The 17,316-nt window shown below is 70.7% G+C and carries 18 protein-coding genes and 1 riboswitch; of the genes, 13 read left to right on the forward strand and 5 right to left on the reverse strand.

Annotated features, from left to right (window positions below; genetic code table 11):
- Nucleotides 1-347 precede the first annotated feature (347 nt).
- From cpaB to ACYVJ3_RS12275, 11 genes are all read left to right on the forward strand, one after another.
- Nucleotides 348-1,085 carry a Flp pilus assembly protein CpaB gene (cpaB, locus tag ACYVJ3_RS12225; RefSeq protein WP_460853283.1) on the forward strand — a complete coding sequence of 246 codons (738 nt, stop codon included), beginning with the start codon at nt 348-350 and terminating at the stop codon, nt 1,083-1,085.
- A 2-nt stretch (nt 1,086-1,087) separates the two neighbouring features.
- Complete coding sequence (locus ACYVJ3_RS12230) at nt 1,088-2,284, forward strand: AAA family ATPase (RefSeq protein WP_460853284.1); 1,197 nt, start codon at nt 1,088-1,090, stop codon at nt 2,282-2,284.
- Nucleotide 2,285: 1 nt separating this feature from the next.
- Nucleotides 2,286-3,902: a CpaF family protein gene (locus ACYVJ3_RS12235; RefSeq protein WP_460853285.1), complete on the forward strand. Its 1,617-nt coding sequence runs from the start codon at nt 2,286-2,288 to the stop codon at nt 3,900-3,902.
- Entirely contained in the window at nt 3,902-5,812 is a 1,911-nt protein-coding gene (locus ACYVJ3_RS12240) for a type II secretion system F family protein (protein WP_460853286.1), read from the forward strand. The genes ACYVJ3_RS12235 and ACYVJ3_RS12240 overlap by 1 nt, the downstream gene beginning before the upstream one ends.
- A complete protein-coding gene (locus tag ACYVJ3_RS12245) occupies nt 5,812-6,738 on the forward strand; it encodes a type II secretion system F family protein (protein ID WP_460853287.1) in 927 nt (308 codons plus the stop codon). The genes ACYVJ3_RS12240 and ACYVJ3_RS12245 overlap by 1 nt, the downstream gene beginning before the upstream one ends.
- Nucleotides 6,739-6,785: 47 nt before the next feature.
- Nucleotides 6,786-8,315, forward strand: coding sequence for a sensor histidine kinase (locus ACYVJ3_RS12250; protein WP_460853288.1), 1,530 nt, complete (start codon nt 6,786-6,788; stop codon nt 8,313-8,315).
- 61 nt (nt 8,316-8,376) lie between these two features.
- Nucleotides 8,377-9,030 (forward strand): response regulator, encoded by a 654-nt coding sequence (locus ACYVJ3_RS12255; protein WP_460853289.1) that lies wholly within the window; start codon nt 8,377-8,379, stop codon nt 9,028-9,030.
- A 137-nt stretch (nt 9,031-9,167) separates the two neighbouring features.
- Nucleotides 9,168-9,347 (forward strand): Flp family type IVb pilin, encoded by a 180-nt coding sequence (locus ACYVJ3_RS12260; protein WP_460853290.1) that lies wholly within the window; start codon nt 9,168-9,170, stop codon nt 9,345-9,347.
- A gap of 111 nt (nt 9,348-9,458) precedes the next feature.
- Complete coding sequence (locus ACYVJ3_RS12265; RefSeq protein WP_460853293.1) at nt 9,459-9,602, forward strand: Flp family type IVb pilin; 144 nt, start codon at nt 9,459-9,461, stop codon at nt 9,600-9,602.
- A 185-nt stretch (nt 9,603-9,787) separates the two neighbouring features.
- A complete protein-coding gene (locus ACYVJ3_RS12270; RefSeq protein WP_460853290.1) occupies nt 9,788-9,967 on the forward strand; it encodes a Flp family type IVb pilin in 180 nt (59 codons plus the stop codon).
- Between the two features lie 111 nt (nt 9,968-10,078).
- Nucleotides 10,079-10,222: a Flp family type IVb pilin gene (locus tag ACYVJ3_RS12275; RefSeq protein WP_460853293.1), complete on the forward strand. Its 144-nt coding sequence runs from the start codon at nt 10,079-10,081 to the stop codon at nt 10,220-10,222.
- A 3-nt stretch (nt 10,223-10,225) separates the two neighbouring features.
- Here ACYVJ3_RS12275 and ACYVJ3_RS12280 read toward each other — a convergent pair whose 3' ends face one another.
- The 5 genes from ACYVJ3_RS12280 to ACYVJ3_RS12300 all read right to left on the reverse strand — a co-directional run bounded on the left by ACYVJ3_RS12280 (nt 10,226) and on the right by ACYVJ3_RS12300 (nt 15,096).
- A complete protein-coding gene (locus tag ACYVJ3_RS12280; protein ID WP_460853294.1) occupies nt 10,226-11,488 on the reverse strand; it encodes a M48 family metallopeptidase in 1,263 nt (420 codons plus the stop codon).
- Nucleotides 11,489-11,493: 5 nt separating this feature from the next.
- Nucleotides 11,494-12,702, reverse strand: a complete 1,209-nt coding sequence (locus tag ACYVJ3_RS12285) for a hypothetical protein (RefSeq protein WP_460853295.1) — start codon at nt 12,700-12,702, stop codon at nt 11,494-11,496.
- Between the two features lie 16 nt (nt 12,703-12,718).
- Nucleotides 12,719-13,702 carry a C40 family peptidase gene (locus ACYVJ3_RS12290; protein WP_460853296.1) on the reverse strand — a complete coding sequence of 328 codons (984 nt, stop codon included), beginning with the start codon at nt 13,700-13,702 and terminating at the stop codon, nt 12,719-12,721.
- Nucleotides 13,703-13,715: 13 nt separating this feature from the next.
- Nucleotides 13,716-13,872: riboswitch (cyclic di-AMP (ydaO/yuaA leader) on the reverse strand.
- A gap of 109 nt (nt 13,873-13,981) precedes the next feature.
- A complete protein-coding gene (locus ACYVJ3_RS12295; RefSeq protein ID WP_460853298.1) occupies nt 13,982-14,188 on the reverse strand; it encodes a hypothetical protein in 207 nt (68 codons plus the stop codon).
- 38 nt (nt 14,189-14,226) lie between these two features.
- Complete coding sequence (locus tag ACYVJ3_RS12300; RefSeq protein ID WP_460853390.1) at nt 14,227-15,096, reverse strand: glycosyltransferase family 87 protein; 870 nt, start codon at nt 15,094-15,096, stop codon at nt 14,227-14,229.
- Nucleotides 15,097-15,161: 65 nt separating this feature from the next.
- Between ACYVJ3_RS12300 and ACYVJ3_RS12305 the strand changes: the two genes are divergently transcribed.
- The gene (locus tag ACYVJ3_RS12305) at nt 15,162-16,901 is read left to right on the forward strand and encodes a DEDD exonuclease domain-containing protein (protein WP_460853299.1); all 1,740 of its coding nucleotides are present in this window, start codon (nt 15,162-15,164) and stop codon (nt 16,899-16,901) included.
- A 92-nt stretch (nt 16,902-16,993) separates the two neighbouring features.
- Entirely contained in the window at nt 16,994-17,272 is a 279-nt protein-coding gene (locus ACYVJ3_RS12310; protein WP_460853300.1) for an Lrp/AsnC family transcriptional regulator, read from the forward strand.
- The last annotated feature ends 44 nt before the right edge of the window (nt 17,273-17,316 follow it).

Here is a 17,316-nt window from a genome sequence, read left to right on the forward strand (position 1 = left end):
GGTTCCCGTCACGCGCCAAGTAACACGCCGTCCATCGGTCTGTCGCCCCATTCTCCGCTCTTCCACGTCGTCACGACAGCGTGGAAGAGCCTCGAACGACGTGGAAGACGCTCGAACAACGTGTTACTCAAGCCCGACCGACCAACCCACCGAACCGCCCCCAACCCCCGACAACCCCACCCTCGGACAGTCCCCGTAGTCCCAAAGGACCACCCCCAGAAAGCGACCGATCAGAAAGGTCGCACAAGGGTCCCGACACCCGTTCTCCGTCACTAGCCTCGGGCCATCGCAGGCCTCGAGAACGAGCCTGCACCCACGGATTTTTCCGCAAGTGTTGGAGGCAAGTCATGGATCGTCGCAGGCTTCTGCTCGTCGTCGCCGCGGTCGTCGCGGTCCTCGGGGTGCTGCTGGTGTTCGTCTACGCCAAGGGCGCGGAGAGCCGGGCGGCGAAGAAGTTCGACACCGTCGAGGTCATCACGGCCAGCCAGGAGCTGCAGCCGGGCGAGAGCTTCGACGACGCCCAGAAGTCCGGGAAGATCCGGCTCACCCCGGTGACACGCAACCAGCTGCTGTCCGGCGCGACCGCCGACTCGGACGGGTTCCGCGGCAAGGTCGCCCTCACCACGATCTACCCGAACGAGCAGATCATCCCGACGAAGTTCGGCGGCGCCGACGAGGTCGAGGCCCGGGCGAACCTGCCGATCCCCGAGGGCAAGATCGCGATCTCGATCCTGATCAAGGACGACGGGTTCCGGGTCGGCACCTTCGTGGCTCCCGGGTCCACGGTCGCCGTGTTCAGCACGCAGGACGGGACCTTCAGCCGGGTGCTGCTCCCGCGCGCGCTGGTGCTGGGCTTCGGCCAGTCCTCGAACGCCGACAACGCCGGCACCAACTCGACCACCGCCCAGCGCAGCAGCGACCCCGACCTCCCGTACCTCGTGACCATCGCCGTCACGCAGAAGGAGGCCGAGCAGGTGCGCCTCGCGGGCACGATCAGCACGCTGTCGATCGGCATCCTCAACCGCACCAGCCACGTGACGGCCGACTCGGGCACCGGCACCGGCAGCCTGTTCGGGAAGAACTGATCATGCCGATCCTCGTCGAGACCGACCCGGGCAACCTCGCCCGCCTGCAACCCAGCATGCCGCCGGGATCCCAGGCCGTCACCGGCCTGGACCCGATGGTCGCCTGGCTCGACCAGCACTCCGACGAGTACGTCGTGGCGCTCGGCCCGAGCATCTCCCTCGAGCACGCCCTGGCGATCTCCGAGGACCTGCGCATCCAGCGCCCGACGGTGAGCGTGGTCCTGGTCCGCGACCACCTCGACACCGACATCCTCACCCGCGCCATGCAGGCAGGCGTCCGGGACGTCGTCACGACGTACGACGACAAGGGGCTCACCAAGGCCGTCGAGCGGGCGCACCAGCTGTACGCCGCGCTGCGCGGCCCCGGCGGCGCACGCAACCAGGGCCGCATCGTCACGGTCTTCTCCCCCAAGGGCGGCGTCGGCAAGACCACGACCTCGGTGAACCTGGCCCTGACGCTGTCCGACCGGGGCGCGCGCAAGGTCTGCCTGGTCGACATGGACCTCGCCTTCGGCGACGTCGCGATCACCATGCAGCTCTTCCCGACCCACTCCATCGAGCAGGCCGTCGGCTCGGAGGACTCCGTCGACCTGGCGATGCTCGAGAGCCTGCTGACCCGTCACGAGTCGAGCCTCAGCGTGCTGGCGGCGCCGGCCCACCCGGACGTGCGCGAGCGGGTCAGCCCGCTGCTGATCTCGCGCATCCTGCGCGCCCTCAAGGACGGCTTCGACTACATCGTGGTCGACACCTCGCCGTCCTTCGACGACGCCACTCTGACCGCCCTGGACGAGACCGACGAGTGCGTCATCGTCGCCACGCTCGACGTACCGACCCTCAAGAACGTCAAGGTCGCGCTTGAGACCATGGACATGCTCAGCATCGCCCGCGGCCACCGGCACCTGCTGCTCAACCGCGCGGACGCCGAGGTCGGCATCAGCATCGAGAAGGTCGAGACCATCCTCGGGATGCCGGTCGCCGCGCAGATGGCGACCGCCGTCGAGATCGCCGCGTCCACCAACACCGGTACGCCGATCGTGGCCGACAAGCCCGGGCACGCCGCGAGCGTGGCGTACGCCGAGCTCGCAGCGGCCGTCACCGGCGAGCCGATCACCGCGGGTGCGCCGTACGCCGCCGCCTCGGCCGGCGCCGAGCAGCCCGACCACCGCAACCGCGGCCTCTTCCGCCGCGGAAGGAGCTGAGATGAGCAGCCTGTCGGAGCGCCTGGAGGCCGCCCGCCGCGAGGCGCGCGAGGCCACCGGACGCCACAACGCGGAGGAGCCGACGGCACCCGCGCCCGCTCCCGCGGCGATCGACCCGCTGACCGCGTCGTACTCCGACGTGCTCCTCGCCCAGACCCCGGAGCCGGCGCCCTCTGCGCCGACAATGGCGCCGGCTCCGGCCCCGCCCGCTGCAGCCGCGCGGGTCGCGTCCGCCACGCCCGCGCCGCCTGCGACGCCCGGCCCGCTCGGCGCCCGGACCGCGACCGCGGCCGCGACCGGCGACAACCGCTCGGCCCAGCGCCTGGCGCTCGCCAACCACGAGCAGGACCGGCTCGAGGACCTCAAGATCAGCGTGCACACGGAGCTGCTCAAGCAGCTCGGTCCGCACCTGTACGACGCCGACATGGACCAGAACGAGCTGGACCAGCGGGTCCGCAGCGTCCTGTCCGAGGTGCTCGGTTCCCAGGACCGTCCGCTGAGCACCGCGGACCGCGCCCGGGTGACGAGCGAGATCAGCGACGACATCCTCGGCTACGGCCCGATCGATCCCTTCCTGCGCGACCCGGACGTCTCGGAGGTCATGGTCAACGGCCACGACAGCGTGTGGCTGGAGAAGAGCGGCCGGCTGGTCAAGTCCGACGCGCACTTCGCCGACGAGGCCCACCTGCGCCGCACGATCGACAAGATCGTGTCCCGGATCGGCCGCCGCGTCGACGAGTCCAGCCCGATGGTCGACGCCCGCCTCCCCGACGGCAGCCGCGTCAACGCGATCGTCCCGCCGTTGGCGATCGACGGCTCGGCACTGACCATCCGGAAGTTCTCCGCCGACCCGCTGACCGTCCAGGACCTGATGAGCTTCGGGTCGCTGAGCCCGGTCACCTCGAACTTCCTGGACGCCTGTGTGCGGGGCCGCCTCAACATCATCGTCAGCGGCGGTACCGGCGCCGGCAAGACGACCACGCTCAACGTGCTGTCCAGCTTCATCCCCAGCGACGAGCGCATCGTCACCATCGAGGACGCCGCCGAGCTGCAGCTCAAGCAGGAGCACGTCGTACGTCTCGAGAGCCGCCCGGCCAACATCGAGGGCAAGGGCGCGGTCACCATCCGCGACCTGGTCAAGAACGCCCTGCGCATGCGGCCCGACCGCATCGTCGTCGGCGAGGTCCGCGACGCCTCCGCACTCGACATGCTGCAGGCGATGAACACCGGCCACGACGGCTCGATCTGCACCCTGCACTCCAACGGTCCGCGCGACACGCTCGCCCGCATGGAGACGATGGTCCTGATGGCCGGCATGGACCTGCCGATCCGCGCCATCCGCGAGCAGGTGGCCTCCGCGGTCGACCTGATCGTCCACCAGGCCCGCTTCAAGGACGGGTCGCGCCGGATCACCCACATCACCGAGGTGGAGCGGATGGAGGGCGACGTGATCACCCTCCAGGACGTCTTCGTCTTCGACCACAGCGCCGGCTTCGACGAGAACGGTCGCGTCATGGGCCGGCTGCGCTCGACCGGCCTGCGCCCCAAGTTCATCGAGAAGCTCGCCAACTCCAACGTCATGGTCGACCCCTCGCTGTTCCGCATGGAGCGGGTGTGATGCGCCGCGTCCTGGCCACGGTCGCCCTCGCCGTCGCCACGCTGTCCCTCAGCACGCCGGCCCACGCGGCCGACGGCGACGCACAGATCGCCCACGTGCAGACCGACGGCGGCAAGCTGAGCCTGCTGGTCAGCCTGCCTGCCGGCACGCAGCCGGACCTGAGCGGCGTCACCGCCAGCCTCGACGGCACCCCTCTCGACGCGACCGCGACGTCGACACAGAGCGGTACGACGATCTCCCGGACCGCCGTCCTGGCCATCGACACCAGCGAGTCGATGGCGGCCCAGGGTCGCTTCGGCGCCGCCAAGACGGCCGCGCTCAGCTTCCTCGACGCCGTCCCCGCCGACGTGAAGGTCGGCGTGGTCACCTTCGACAACACCGTGACGGTCGCCCTCGACCCCACCACCGACCGCGGCCAGGCACGCGGCGTGGTCGGCGGCCTCGCCCTCCACCGGGGCACGCACCTGTACGACGGCCTGCTGGCCGCCGTCAACGCCGCGGGGACCGACGGGCAGCGCTCCGTCGTGCTCCTCTCCGACGGCGCCGACACCGGCTCGAGCGCCAAGCTCGCCGCCGCGGCCCAGGCGGTCACCAGCACGCACACCGCACTGGACGCCGTCGCCCTCGGCCTGACCACCGGCCAGAAGCAGGTCCTCGGCCGGCTGGCGGCCGCCGGCAAGGGCAGCGTGATCCGGTCGACCGGCTCCGCACTCACGCAGGCGTTCCAGGCCGAGGCCGACGTGCTCGCCCACCAGGTGCTCGTCACCGCTCCCCTGCCTGCCGGCCTCAAGGGTCACCAGGCGAACGTCGCCGTGACCGTCCCGACGTCCACCGGCACCCTGTCCGCCTCCGTCCTGGCGCCGATCACGCCGACCGCCGCCACCCCCGCGACGGCACCGTCCCTCGCCTCCGACAGCGGCTGGGGCGCCCCCGGCTGGCTCCTGTACGCCGGCACGGCCGTCCTCGCGCTCGGCCTGGTGGGCGCGGCGCTGCTGCTGGTCCCCGGCAAGCCGGCTCCGATGTCGATCACCGACCGGCTGGCGGCGTACACCTCGCAGAGCTACGCAGCCAGCGGCATCCCCTCCGCCCAGAAGCCGGCCTCCGAGCCGATGCTGGAGCAGGCCAAGGCGGCTGCCGCCGGCCTCCTCGAGCGCAACGAGCAGCTCGACCAGCGGCTGACCCAGCGGCTCACCGCGGCCGGCAGCCAGCTCAAGCCCTCGGAGTGGCTGCTGCTGCACTTCGGCATCGTCGTCGGCGCGGTCCTGGTCGGCGCGCTCCTCGGTGGCGGCAACCTGCTCGTCGGCCTGCTCTTCGGCGTGATCGGCGCGGTCCTCCCGCTCGTCTACCTCCGCTGGGCCGCGGGTCGTCGCCGCAAGGCGTTCGACGCCGCACTTCCCGAGACGCTCCAGCTCCTGGCGGGCGCACTCTCCGCGGGCCTGAGCCTGCCGCAGGCGGTCGACACGATCACCCGTGAGGGGCCCGACCCGATCAACGGCGAGTTCAAGCGCGTGCTGGTCGAGACCCGCATCGGTGTCTCGGTCGAGGACGCCTTCGAGGGTGTCGCCGAGCGGTTCAACAGCAAGGACTTCGCCTGGGTCGTCATGGCGATCCGGATCCAGCGCCAGGTCGGCGGCAACCTCGCCGAGCTGCTGACCACCGTCGCCGGGACGATGCGCGAGAGGGCGTTCTTGCGCCGCCAGGTCAACTCGCTCGCCGCCGAGGGCAAGCTCTCCGCGATCATCCTGAGCGTGCTCCCACCGGGCGTCGCCGCGTTCGTGTTCCTGACCCAGCCCGGGTACCTCACGCCGATGTACAGCTCGCCCCTCGGCTGGGCGATGCTCTGCGGCGCCGTCGGCTGGCTGAGCCTCGGGATCTTCTGGATGAGTCGCTTGGTGAAGGTGGAGATCTGATGGCCCTGTTCCTCGCCCTGGTCCTGATCCTCGGTGCCGTCGGCCTGGCCGGCCGCGCCCTGGTCAAGGAGCAACACCCGGCCGGTCTGGCCCGCTCGCTGCAGGCCCTCGAGCAGATGGGCAGCGCCGGCGCCAAGGACCTCGCCGCCGAGGCCGACCTCCCCTTCGCCGACCGTGTGCTCGCGCCGCTCCAGGCCCGGGCCCTCACCCTTGGCCGCCGGTTGGCCGGCGCCGACAAGTCCGAGCGGATCCGCCACAAGCTCGACCTCGCCGGCAACCCGCGCGACTGGTCGGTCGACCGGGTCCTGTCGCTGAAGGTGATGGCCGCCGCCGTCATGCCGATCGTCGGCGCGGCGTACTCGATGATGCTCGGCTGGTCGTTCACCACGACCGTCCTCCTGGCGGCGGCCATGGCCGCAGCCGGGTTCATGGGCCCGAACATGTACCTCTACCAGCGTGCCTACGACCGGTCCGAGGAGATCAAGCGGACCCTGGCCGACGCCGTCGACCTGCTCACCATCAGCGTGGAGGCCGGTCTCGGCTTCGACGCGGCACTGCAGCAGGTCGCCCGCAACACCGGCGGCCCCCTGGCCGAGGAGTTCTCCCGCGTCCTGCGCGAGATGCAGCTCGGCATGGGGCGGGCCGAGGCGCTCAAGGCGCTCGGCGAGCGCACCAACGTCGACGACCTCAAGGCGTTCGTCGGCGCCATGGTCCAGGCCGACTCGTTCGGCATCTCCATCGCCCAGGTGCTCCGCGTCCAGGCCGTCGAGATGCGCGTGAAGCGACGCCAGTACGCCGAGGCGAAGGCCCAGCAGGTCCCGGTCAAGATCATGGTCCCGCTCGTGCTGTGCGTGCTTCCGTGCCTGTTCGTCGTCATCATGGGTCCCGCAGCGATGAGCATCTCGAAGCAGTTCGGCGGGGGCTAAAGAGAGATCGGCCCCCGAAAGGGACGCAGGTGCACGAGAATCAGGGAATGCCGAACAACCAGGCCTACGCCGTCCTCGCGACGGCCCGGCTGTTCGCCGTCCTGGCTATCGGTGCACCCGCACTGTGGATCCACCAGTCCAACGCGCTGCTGGTCGCGCTCGCCATCGGCGTGCTGTGGCTCTACCAGGCCATCACCGCGATCCGGCGCGAGCTCGAGCTGACCCTGACCCCGGCCGTCGAGGCCGGCGCCGTGGGCGTGCTGTGCGCGCTGGGCATGCACTACTCCTCGGCCACGCTGGCGGCGCTCGTCGTACCTCCCCTCGCGGCGACGCTCACCACCGGCACGAAGTCGATGTACCGCGTCGCCGCGATCCAGGCCGTGGCCACGGTGAGCATCGGCCTGATGTGGTTCCAGAAGATCTCCTCCGACCTCGGCGTCTCGATCTTCACCTGGACCATGGCCGGCATCGGGCTGAGCCTCATCGCCGGCGTCACGCTCTCCAGCGAGCGGCAGCCGCGGGACGCCCTGCAGCCCTACCGCGACGCCCAGCACCTCATCCGCCAGCTGATCGACCTCTCCGGCAACCTGCGCGGCGGCCTGGACGTCACCGCCCTCGGCGGCGAGCTGCTCGAGACCGTCGGCGACCACCACCCCTGCCGCACCCTGCACGCCTTCGTCCCCCGTGGCGACGGGCTGACGCCGGTCGCCTCGATCGGCGAGGACCCCGCCGACACCGAGCTCTGCGAGAGCATCGCCGCGCAGGCCTGGGCCCGCGACGAGCCGGTGATGGAGGGGACCGCCTTCGCCTTCCTCGCCGGTGAGCACGCCGTCGTCGCCGGCGTCTCCAGCGCCGAGTTCCTCTCCGACCTCGCCAGCCTGGACCTCAAGCAGCTCTCGGCCTCCATGGCGCCGACCGCCGTACGTCTCGACACCGCGCTGCTCTTCACCCAGTTCCGCGACGCCGCGACCGCCGACGAGCGTCAGCGGCTGGCCCGAGAGATCCACGACGGCGTCGCCCAGGACATCGCCTCGCTCGGGTACGTCGTCGACGCGATCGCCGGCCGCGCCACGGACCCCGTCCAGATCGAGCAGCTGCAGAAGCTGCGCGATCGGGTGAGCAAGGTCGTCGGAGAGGTACGCCGGTCCGTGATGAACCTGCGCACCAGCATCGGTGAGGCGGCCAGCCTGGGCGCGGCGATCAGCGCGATCGCACGACCGCTGTCGGAGGCATCAGGCATCCCGATCCGGGTACGGCTCGATGAACAGCCCGCGCGCCTGCGCCCCGAGGTCGAGGCCGAGCTCTTCCGGATCACCCAGGAAGCCATGAACAACGCCGTCAAGCACGCCCGTGCGAACTCCATCGAGGTCGCCTGCCACGTCTACCCGCCGCAGGCGCGGATCACCATCACCGACGACGGCATCGGCCTGCAGGGAAGCCGCAACGACTCCCACGGCCTCAAGATCATGAAGGAACGCGCCCGCCTGGTGGGCGCCGACCTCACGGTGCGCGACAATGCCAGTCGGGGGCTCACCGTCTCGGTCGCGCTGCGCTCCCCGGTGGGCAGCGAACACTGAACCACCACGCAGGCTCCACGCTCCAGCACCGAAGGCTCCACGCACAGAAGGCAGGGAAACCATGACCGACGCGAAGATCACCGTGCTCCTGATCGACGACCACGAGCTGATCCGCGACGGGCTCGGCACCGTCATCGACATGGAGCCCGACCTCGACGTGGTGGGCACCGCCGCGACGGTCGCGGAGGGCCTCGCGGCGTACGAGCGGCTCAAGCCCGACGTCGTCGTCACCGACCTCCAGCTCCAGGACGGCACCGGCCTGGACGTCGTACGCACCCTGCGCAAGCAGAGCAACGACGTCGGTCTGGTCGTGCTCACGATGCACTCCGGCGACGACCAGATCTTCGCGGCCATGCAGGCCGGCGCGTCCGGATTCGTCGGCAAGGACGCCCCGTCCACCGAGGTGATCAAGGCCGCGCGGCACTCCTCGGTCTCCCCCAAGTCGTTCGTGTGCGCCGGCCTGGTCGGCGCCATGATGCGCCGCCAGAACAGCGAGTCGACGGCCCTGACCGAGCGCGAGCACGACGTCCTGCTGCTGCTCGCCGACGGCCTCAACGCCGCCCAGATCGGCGCGAAGCTCTACCTCTCGGAGTCGACGACCAAGAGCCACATCGCGCGGATCTACCAGAAGCTCGGCGCGGTCAACCGCGCCCAGGCCCTGGTCACCGCGATGCGGATCGGCCTGCTCTCGACCGTGGCGCCCTCCGCCCGCTGAACCCGACTAGTCACTCAGGACCACTCCACTCGGGACGTTCTCCCGATAGTGGCGGGCCTCACCCTCCGGCAGAGTTCTGGTCATCGGGGATCCACCCCCGGGGACACACAATCAGTACTCACTCAAGGAGAACCCCGATGGTTCAGTACCTCCAGATCCTGCTCAACGCCCGCTTCGCCAAGATGGAGGAGCGCGGCGCGTCCGCCGTCGAGTACGGCCTGCTCGTCGCCCTGATCGCCGGCGTCATCATCGCCGTCGTCGCCGCGCTCGGTACCGCCCTGTCGGGCAAGTTCAGCGACGTCACCAGCCAGCTCTGAGCTGACGAAGACAGCCTGATGGCGGCCGCGCCCGGTGGGGGCGCGGCCGCCTTCGCTTTCTCCACCACCCCACCGACGTCTCGGAACTCTCGGAAACCTGAGGAGCCACCCATGACCAACGCCGGCCACCCGGAGCGCGGCGCATCGTCGGTCGAGTACGCCCTCCTGATCGCACTCATCGCGGCGGTCATCATCATGGCCGTCGGAGCCCTCGGCACCACCGTCAGCGGACTGTTCAACGTCCCCGGCCTCTGAGGCCAGCTGCCGGCGCTGCCACCGACCGCGGCACCCTCCGCCCGCTCGGCCGGAGTAGTCACTCAGGACCATCCCACGACGGTCGTTCTCCCGATAGTGACCGGCTTCACTCTCCGGCAGAGTTCTGGTCATCGGGGATCCACCCCCGGGGACACACAATCAGTACTCACTCAAGGAGAACCCCGATGGTTCAGTACCTCCAGATCCTGCTCAACGCCCGCTTCGCCAAGATGGAGGAGCGCGGCGCGTCCGCCGTCGAGTACGGCCTGCTCGTCGCCCTGATCGCCGGCGTCATCATCGCCGTCGTCGCCGCGCTCGGTACCGCCCTGTCGGGCAAGTTCAGCGACGTCACCAGCCAGCTCTGAGCTGACGAAGACAGCCTGATGGCGGCCGCGCCCGGTGGGGGCGCGGCCGCCTTCGCTTTCTCCACCACCCCACCGACGTCTCGGAACTCTCGGAAACCTGAGGAGCCACCCATGACCAACGCCGGCCACCCGGAGCGCGGCGCATCGTCGGTCGAGTACGCCCTCCTGATCGCACTCATCGCGGCGGTCATCATCATGGCCGTCGGAGCCCTCGGCACCACCGTCAGCGGACTGTTCAACGTCCCCGGCCTCTGAGGCCTAGCGAGCCGCCCCAGCAGCGATCTGCCGCGCTATCGCGATCCGCTGCAGCACCGTCGGGTGCGAGCCGAACCACCACTGCGACAGCGCCGGTGGCGTGGGATCGGCGACCGAGCTGAGCGCGAGTCGCCGCTGCATGTCGATGAACGGCCCGGGCGCACGCGTCACCTGGAGCGCGGTGACGTCGGCATGGGTCTCGATCTGCCGGCTGATCGCGTTCTGCGCCGGCAGCGCCAGGAAGCTGCCGACGGCGATCAGGCCGAGCAGGAGCGGCACCGAGGCCGGGTTCCTCGCTCCCGGCCAGCCCCTGCGCTCGAGCAGCAGCACCACCGAGGCGAGCAGGCCCAGCCCGAAGACGCCGCCTGCCGCACCGACCGCCGTGCCGATCAGGACGTCGTCGTGCTTGGCGTGGGCGAGCTCGTGGGCCACGATCGCCTCGATCTCGCCGGGCGGGAGGGTGTCCACGACGTTGTCGTAGAGCACCACCCGCCGGGTGCTGCCGAACCCGGAGACATAGGCGTTCAAGGTCGTCGTACGCCGGGACGCGTCGGCGACCAGCACGTCCTGGACCGCAACGCCCTCGCGGTCGGCGAGCTGCAGGATCGAGCTGCGCAAGGACCCCTCGGGCAGCGGGTGGAACTGGTTGAACATCGGCTCGACGAGCACGGGGTAGACGAACGAGCCGACGAAGACGAGGACGCCGAGCACTCCCCCAGCGATCGCCGGCCACCAGCGTGGCCACCAGCCGGCGCTGCCGATCAGGAGGACCACCCCGATCGCGGTGACGACCATCTCCAGGGTCGTGCTCTTGGCCAGGTCGGCGGACCACGCTCCCCAGGAATCGGTGGCGAGGCCGTGGTCGAGGAACAGCTGCTGGCTGCCGATCGCGAACGGCAGCGACACCAACCGCCCGACCATGACCACGGTCATCACCAGGGTGATGGTGCGCACGGGCCACGGCCCGCGGCGCCGCTCGGCCCACCGCTGGACGCGACGACTGACGGCCAGGGTGATCGACACGGCCAGCGACACGGCCAGCGCGCTCCAGCTCCAGATCCGCGCCCACAGCGCGAAGTGCTCGCCGCGGTCGACCTGCGCGCCGGTGAAGACCGAGCGCGCGGCGACCGGGTTCGGCATGCCGCCGGGCACCGGGTGCCACGGCACGAGCAGCCCGGCCAGGAGCACGAACAGGGCGCCGCCGACCAGCATCGTCGCGAGTGCCACGCGCCCCGGTCCGTCGGCTCCGGTGCGCTTCTTTCCCACGCGCCTCAGGATAGGGACGCGGCGGTTACCGCGAGGCGGGAACGCCAGGCCTGGGTGAGTGATCCGAGCGACAGCCCGGTGTCGTCGGCGAGGGCCCGCTCGATCGGCGTACCGCCGAGGGCGTCGTGGTAGAGCCTGATCAGCGCCGCGCCGCCGGCGTGGTCGGCGATGGTCACGCACACCAGCCACGCCGCTTCGTACGTCGCCCCGAGGTGGCGGGCGTTGGCGAAGTCGCCGTCGGCAGGCAGCGCCCGGGGTGCGCCGTGCTGGCGGACCCGCTCGGAGATCTGGCCGGCGGTGCGGCTCAACGGCAGCGCGGAGGCCCTCCCTCCGCCGAGCGCGACCCAGTCGGCGAACCCTTCCACCAGCCACAGCGGTGCCCCCGTCGTGAGCGGGGCGTCGGTGACGGCGTGCACGCTCTCGTGGGTCATCACGACCTGCGCGGCGACCGGCTTCATCATGCGGTAGACGCTGGGGTTGATGAAGACGTGCACCGGCGTCCCGGGCAGGCGGTTCCCGTCGACAGGCGCGGTGACGCCGGCGATGTCGGCGTAGTCCGGCGGACGTACGCCGAGCGCTCGCTGCAGCTGGGCGACGCTGCGCGGCACCTCCACCACGACCCGGCTGCCGGCACCGAGCACCGCGTGGTCGCGGGCGATCGCGACCTTGCTCTCGGCGAAGACCCGGTCGGTCAGCGTCGTCGACCCCGCTCCGAGGACCAGCACGTCGGCGGTCCGGCGTACGTCGATCGGGCCGGTGAGCCACAGCGGCGTCTGGTGCTCGTCGTCACCGACCGCGCTGATCCGGTGACCGCCGTCGGCGAAGGAGACATCGACCTCGGTCGACGCACGACGCCGGTCGAACCCCTTGACCCGCCAGGTGACCTGGACCGTGGCACCCCAGGCGCCGTCGAAGGATCCGCCGCCGTTCTCGGTCAGGTAGATCAGCGACACGTCGGCCAGACCGATCGCACGGACGTTGGAGGCCATCGCGGCCAGCTGCTCGCCGGACCCGTCGTCGGAACCGAGCGCACGCGCGGCGTCAGCGTCGCCGCGGCGTACTGCGGTCTGGAGGGCGGCGAGCGTCGCCGTCGCCTCGCCCGGGTCGATGCTCGCGGCGGCCGTCGGCTTCGGGGCGACGTAGGTCTGGTCGCCGCAGCCGGCGAGCAGCCCGGACAAAAGCGCGAGGAGCGCCGCGAAGCTCGCGGCGCTCACTCGGGTGGTGCGGGGCTCAGCCAGGGCGGACCGCGCCGACGTACGGCATCGCGTGCAGGCTGGTGACCTTGACGCCGACGCTGGGGTTCTCGGCGTTCACGATGAGGCCGTTGCCGATGTACATGCCGACGTGGCTGATCGGGCTGTAGTAGAAGACCAGGTCGCCCGGGCGCAGCTCGCTCTCGGGGATGTGCGGGCCCATGCCGAACTGGGCGGACGAGGAGTGCGGCAGGCTCACGCCGGCACGCGCCCACGCGGCCATGGTCAGGCCGGAGCAGTCGAACGCGCTCGGGCCGGCGGCACCCCAGACGTAGGCCTTGCCGACCTGCGCCATGGCGTACTGGACCGCAGCAGCGGCGCGGCCGCTGGCGCTGATCGCACCGGGGTCGATCGGGCCACCGCCGAGGATCGCCTCGCGCTGCTTGGCCTCGAGGCCGTCGAGGACGTCCTTGGCCTTGGCGAAGTTCTCGTCCGCGGTCTTCTTGTTCGCGGCCAGCTCCTTGCGGAGGGCGGCGATCTTGTCGATGCGGTCCTGGGTCTGCGCCTGGCGGATGCTGTAGGCCTTGACCTGGGCGCCGTAGTCGGCGAGGAGATTGTTCTGGAGGTCGTTGACCGTGGTCACGGTCGAGACCTGACCGAGGAACGCCTCCGGCTTGGTGTTGAGCAGGCTGCCGGCGCTGCCGAGCGTCTCGCCCTGGTACTGGGCGATCACGGAGTCGCGTACGTCGGAGCGGACGCCGTCGAGGGTCGAGCCCTCGCGCGCCTGGTCGGCCTGCAGCGACTTGAGCTCGCGGTGCAGCTGGCCGAGCTGGACGTTGATGGTGTTGTACTTCTCGGCGGCGGTCTCGGCGACGTGGTCGAGGGCCTCGACGCGATCACGGACCTTGTTGATGTCCGGGTCGGCGTGGGCACTCTGGATCGAGGTCACGGTCAACGTGGCGGCGCCGCTCAGGGCGAGCGCTGCGAGTCCTGCGGTGATGCGGTTTCGGCCGTTCAGCACGAGCTGGCGGGTCCCCTCTGGTGTCGTACGCCTACCGGGTGAGCTGACGGGTTCGGGCACGACTTGCCCTACCCGTACTCCACGCTTGCGCGCCTCGTACGGGATTCACCCCAGAGTGATGGTTCCCCGGCTCTGGACCCCGAGTGGTCCAGACTCAACGCGGTGTCCGCGCGGACCGGTCGGACCACTTCCACGGACACCTGAGCAAGCAGAATAGTCCTGTCTCCGAGGGCCGTCCAAACCCCAGCGCGTGTCGTCCCGAGACGCAGATCACTCCCGTCACGCCGATTCGACGATGGGCCCGTCCACCGGCCGGACCAGTCGCAGCGGCGGCACCAGGCCCCCATCGGCCAGCAGGTCCAAGCAGGCCAGCTCGTCGTCGCCGATGCTCAGCTCGGGCGGCGGCCCGAGCAGAACCGTCACCACGCAGTCGTGGCAGGCCAGACCGCGCACCACACATGTTCCGCAATCGATCCTCGTCGTCATGGGTACGACGCTCCCAGGGACCGCCGACACAAACCCGCCTACGACGAGCCGTCCGCCTCCGATGCGTTGCGCTGGTCGTGCCAGATCCGCACCATCGGAGGGACCATCGCCAGGAGCTGGTTCGCCGTCCACCCGAACACAGGCACCGCGAGGACCATCACCAACGGCAACGGCCAGCGGACGTCCTTGCGGGCGAAGAAGGCCGCTAGGACGACGGCGATGCCCAGGCGGATGCCGATGTCGAGTCGCTGGTTGGCGAGATGCCACTGACCGCGCGGCAGGTGGTCGGTCGAGTGCGAGGTGAGGTAGGTGAACCAGTCCCTCCACAGCCCGGGGTCGAGGAGGTAGGACACCGCGACCACGGCGACCAGCGCGACGGCCATCCGGACCAGCGCCCGCCACTCCCCTCGCGCCAGGAACCAGACCGCGCCCACCCCGGCGGGCGTGATCTTGGTGAGTGCCGGGAACACCCAGCACTCCGGCCGCCGGAAGCCCAGCACCACCACGGCGCCGAGGACGGCGTTGATGTTGCCGAGCGCCAGCTCCGGCACGCACATCAGCAGCACCGGCACCCGCCAGCGCCACCCGAGCCCTCGCGTCATCCACCAGAAGATGAGCGCCTCGACGGCCGACCACCCCACCGCGAAGACCGTGAACGGCAGGTGCGTCAGCGGTCGGACCAGCTGGAGGAACACCGGGGAGTACTCGAACGCGTCGGGCTCACCCGGCGCCGCGAGCTGGTAGGGGCTCGAGGAGCGCCCGGCCAACCAGTAGGCGTGAGCGTTCGCGCCCATCCAGTCGCGGTGGAGGTACGACGCGATGACCGTGACCGCGAACAGGCCGGTCAGCAGCCACAGGGTGAGGAACCCGGAAGTGCGGGCAAGGCGGCGCCAGTCCTCCCGAGTCATGCTCACCGGACGAACGCTAGCCGTGGCGGCCGGGTTGTGTCGGTGATTCGCCGTACCTTCAGAACATGAGCACGGCCGCCGTCACCACTCGACTCGCCGAGCAGCTCAGCTTCGACGAGATGGGGCGACCGCTGCGCGACGTCACGTTCTGCGTCGTCGACCTGGAGACGACCGGCGGCTCGCCCGCCGACGGCGACCGGATCACCGAGATCGGCGCGGTGCTGGTGCGCGGCGGCGAGGTGCTCGGCGAGTTCCAGACCCTGGTCAACCCGCACACGAGCATCCCCGCGTTCATCGCGGTGCTGACCGGCATCACCAACCGGATGGTCGCCGACGCTCCCGCGATCGACAGCGCGCTGCCGGCGTTCCTGGAGTTCGCGCACGGCGCCGTGCTGGTGGCGCACAACGCCCGCTTCGACGTCGGCTTCCTCAAGCACAACGCGGCCGAGCTCGGCATCACGTGGCCGGCCTTCGAGGTGCTCGACACGGTCAAGCTGGCCCGCCACGTGGTGAGCAAGGACGAGACGCCCAACCACAAGCTGTCCTCGCTGGCGCGCGTGTTCCGGGCCGGCACGACGCCCAACCACCGCGCCCTCGAGGACGCCCGCGCGACCGTCGACGTGCTGCACGGCTGCATGGAGCGACTCGGCGGCCTCGGCGTGCACACCCTCGAGGAGCTGCAGAGCTACTCCTCCAAGGTCGCCGGCGCCCAACGCCGCAAGCGTCACCTGGCCGACCACCTTCCCCATGCCCCGGGCGTCTACCTCTTCAAGGACGAGCGCGGGAAGGTGCTCTACGTCGGCACCTCCCAGGACCTCCGCAAGCGCGTCCGCTCCTACTTCACGGCCTCCGAGACCCGGTCACGGATGGGCGAGATGGTGGCGCTCGCCTCGACCGTCCAGGGCATCGAGTGCGCCACGCCGCTGGAGGCCGAGGTGCGCGAGCTGCGGCTGATCGGCGAGCACAAGCCTCCCTACAACCGCCGCTCGCGCTACCCCGAGAAGGTCACCTTCCTCAAGCTCACCAACGAGGCCTGGCCGCGGCTCTCGCTCGTCAAGAAGGTGATGGACGACGACGCCGACTACCTCGGCCCGTTCTCGTCGCGCGCCTCGGCCGAGAGCTGCCTGGTCGCGCTGCACGAGGTCTTCCCGATCCGTCAGTGCACCGACCGGCTCGGCGCCGCGCCGAGCCGCACCGCCTGTGCCCTGGCCGAGATGGCCCGTTGCCTGGCGCCCTGCGACGGCAGCGTCGACCTGATGACCTATGCCGCGGTCGTGCGCCAGCTGCGCGACGCGGTGCTGCGCGATCCCGACGACGTGGTCGAGCTGATCAACGCCAAGATGGCCGAGCTCGCCGCGCAGGAGCGCTTCGAGGAGGCGGGCGTCCACCGGGACCGGCTCGCCTCCTTCGTGCGCGGCGCCGCGCGCACCCAGCGCCTGGCCCCCCTGACCCACTGCCCCGAGGTGATCGCCACCCGGCGCGACGACCAGGGCCGTTGGGCGGTCCACGTGGTCCGGCACGGCCGGCTCGCGGCGGCGGGCGTCATCCCTGGCGGGGCCGACGCGTCGGCGTACGTCGAGCAGCTGCGTGCCTCCGCCGAGACGGTGATCCCGGCCCTCGGGCCCGTGCCCGCGGCGAGCGCCGAGGAGTCCGAGCGGATCCTGCGCTGGCTGGAGCTGCCGGGCATCCGGCTGGTCGACGTACGCGGCGAGTGGACCTGCCCCTCGGCCGGCGCGGGACGGCACGTCGAGCGCTTCCGCCTCGCTGGGCCGAGCGCGTCTTCTGCTGTGACCGCCTCACGATGACAGGAACATCGTCGGCTTGCGGCCGGATGCGGCGGCCCCAGCCTCCCGCCGCACTGCCGGCTTGATCGCAGCCTCCCCATTACTGTGGGCGCATGATCACCGCCATCGTCTTCGTGCAGGCCGAGACCGCTCGGATCCCCGAGGTCGCCGAGGCCATCGCCGCGCTCGACGGCGTCAGCGAGGTCTACTCGGTGACCGGCCAGATCGACCTGATCGCGCTGGTCCGGGTCAAGCACCACGACGACATCGCCGCGGTGGTCTCCGACCAGCTCAACAAGGTCGAGGGCGTCGTCGACACCGAGACCCACATCGCCTACCGCGCCTACTCCCGCCACGACCTGGAGTCCGCGTTCGCCATCGGCGTCGACTGACCGCTCCACTAGTCCGGAGGGACTAGTTGTCCGGGACAAACGCC

Source organism: Nocardioides montaniterrae (genome assembly GCF_054782655.1).

Bases quoted from the DNA above. Each gene is read 5' to 3' on its own strand.
- cpaB (WP_460853283.1), top strand. From the start codon at position 348: ATGGATCGTCGCAGGCTTCTGCTCGTCGTCGCCGCGGTCGTCGCGGTC.
- ACYVJ3_RS12230 (WP_460853284.1), top strand. From the start codon at position 1,088: ATGCCGATCCTCGTCGAGACCGACCCGGGCAACCTCGCCCGCCTGCAA.
- ACYVJ3_RS12235 (WP_460853285.1), top strand. From the start codon at position 2,286: ATGAGCAGCCTGTCGGAGCGCCTGGAGGCCGCCCGCCGCGAGGCGCGC.
- ACYVJ3_RS12240 (WP_460853286.1), top strand. From the start codon at position 3,902: ATGCGCCGCGTCCTGGCCACGGTCGCCCTCGCCGTCGCCACGCTGTCC.
- ACYVJ3_RS12245 (WP_460853287.1), top strand. From the start codon at position 5,812: ATGGCCCTGTTCCTCGCCCTGGTCCTGATCCTCGGTGCCGTCGGCCTG.
- ACYVJ3_RS12250 (WP_460853288.1), top strand. From the start codon at position 6,786: ATGCCGAACAACCAGGCCTACGCCGTCCTCGCGACGGCCCGGCTGTTC.
- ACYVJ3_RS12255 (WP_460853289.1), top strand. From the start codon at position 8,377: ATGACCGACGCGAAGATCACCGTGCTCCTGATCGACGACCACGAGCTG.
- ACYVJ3_RS12260 (WP_460853290.1), top strand. From the start codon at position 9,168: ATGGTTCAGTACCTCCAGATCCTGCTCAACGCCCGCTTCGCCAAGATG.
- ACYVJ3_RS12265 (WP_460853293.1), top strand. From the start codon at position 9,459: ATGACCAACGCCGGCCACCCGGAGCGCGGCGCATCGTCGGTCGAGTAC.
- ACYVJ3_RS12270 (WP_460853290.1), top strand. From the start codon at position 9,788: ATGGTTCAGTACCTCCAGATCCTGCTCAACGCCCGCTTCGCCAAGATG.
- ACYVJ3_RS12275 (WP_460853293.1), top strand. From the start codon at position 10,079: ATGACCAACGCCGGCCACCCGGAGCGCGGCGCATCGTCGGTCGAGTAC.
- ACYVJ3_RS12295 (WP_460853298.1), bottom strand. From the start codon at position 14,188: ATGACGACGAGGATCGATTGCGGAACATGTGTGGTGCGCGGTCTGGCC.
- ACYVJ3_RS12300 (WP_460853390.1), bottom strand. From the start codon at position 15,096: ATGACTCGGGAGGACTGGCGCCGCCTTGCCCGCACTTCCGGGTTCCTC.
- ACYVJ3_RS12305 (WP_460853299.1), top strand. From the start codon at position 15,162: ATGAGCACGGCCGCCGTCACCACTCGACTCGCCGAGCAGCTCAGCTTC.
- ACYVJ3_RS12310 (WP_460853300.1), top strand. From the start codon at position 16,994: ATGATCACCGCCATCGTCTTCGTGCAGGCCGAGACCGCTCGGATCCCC.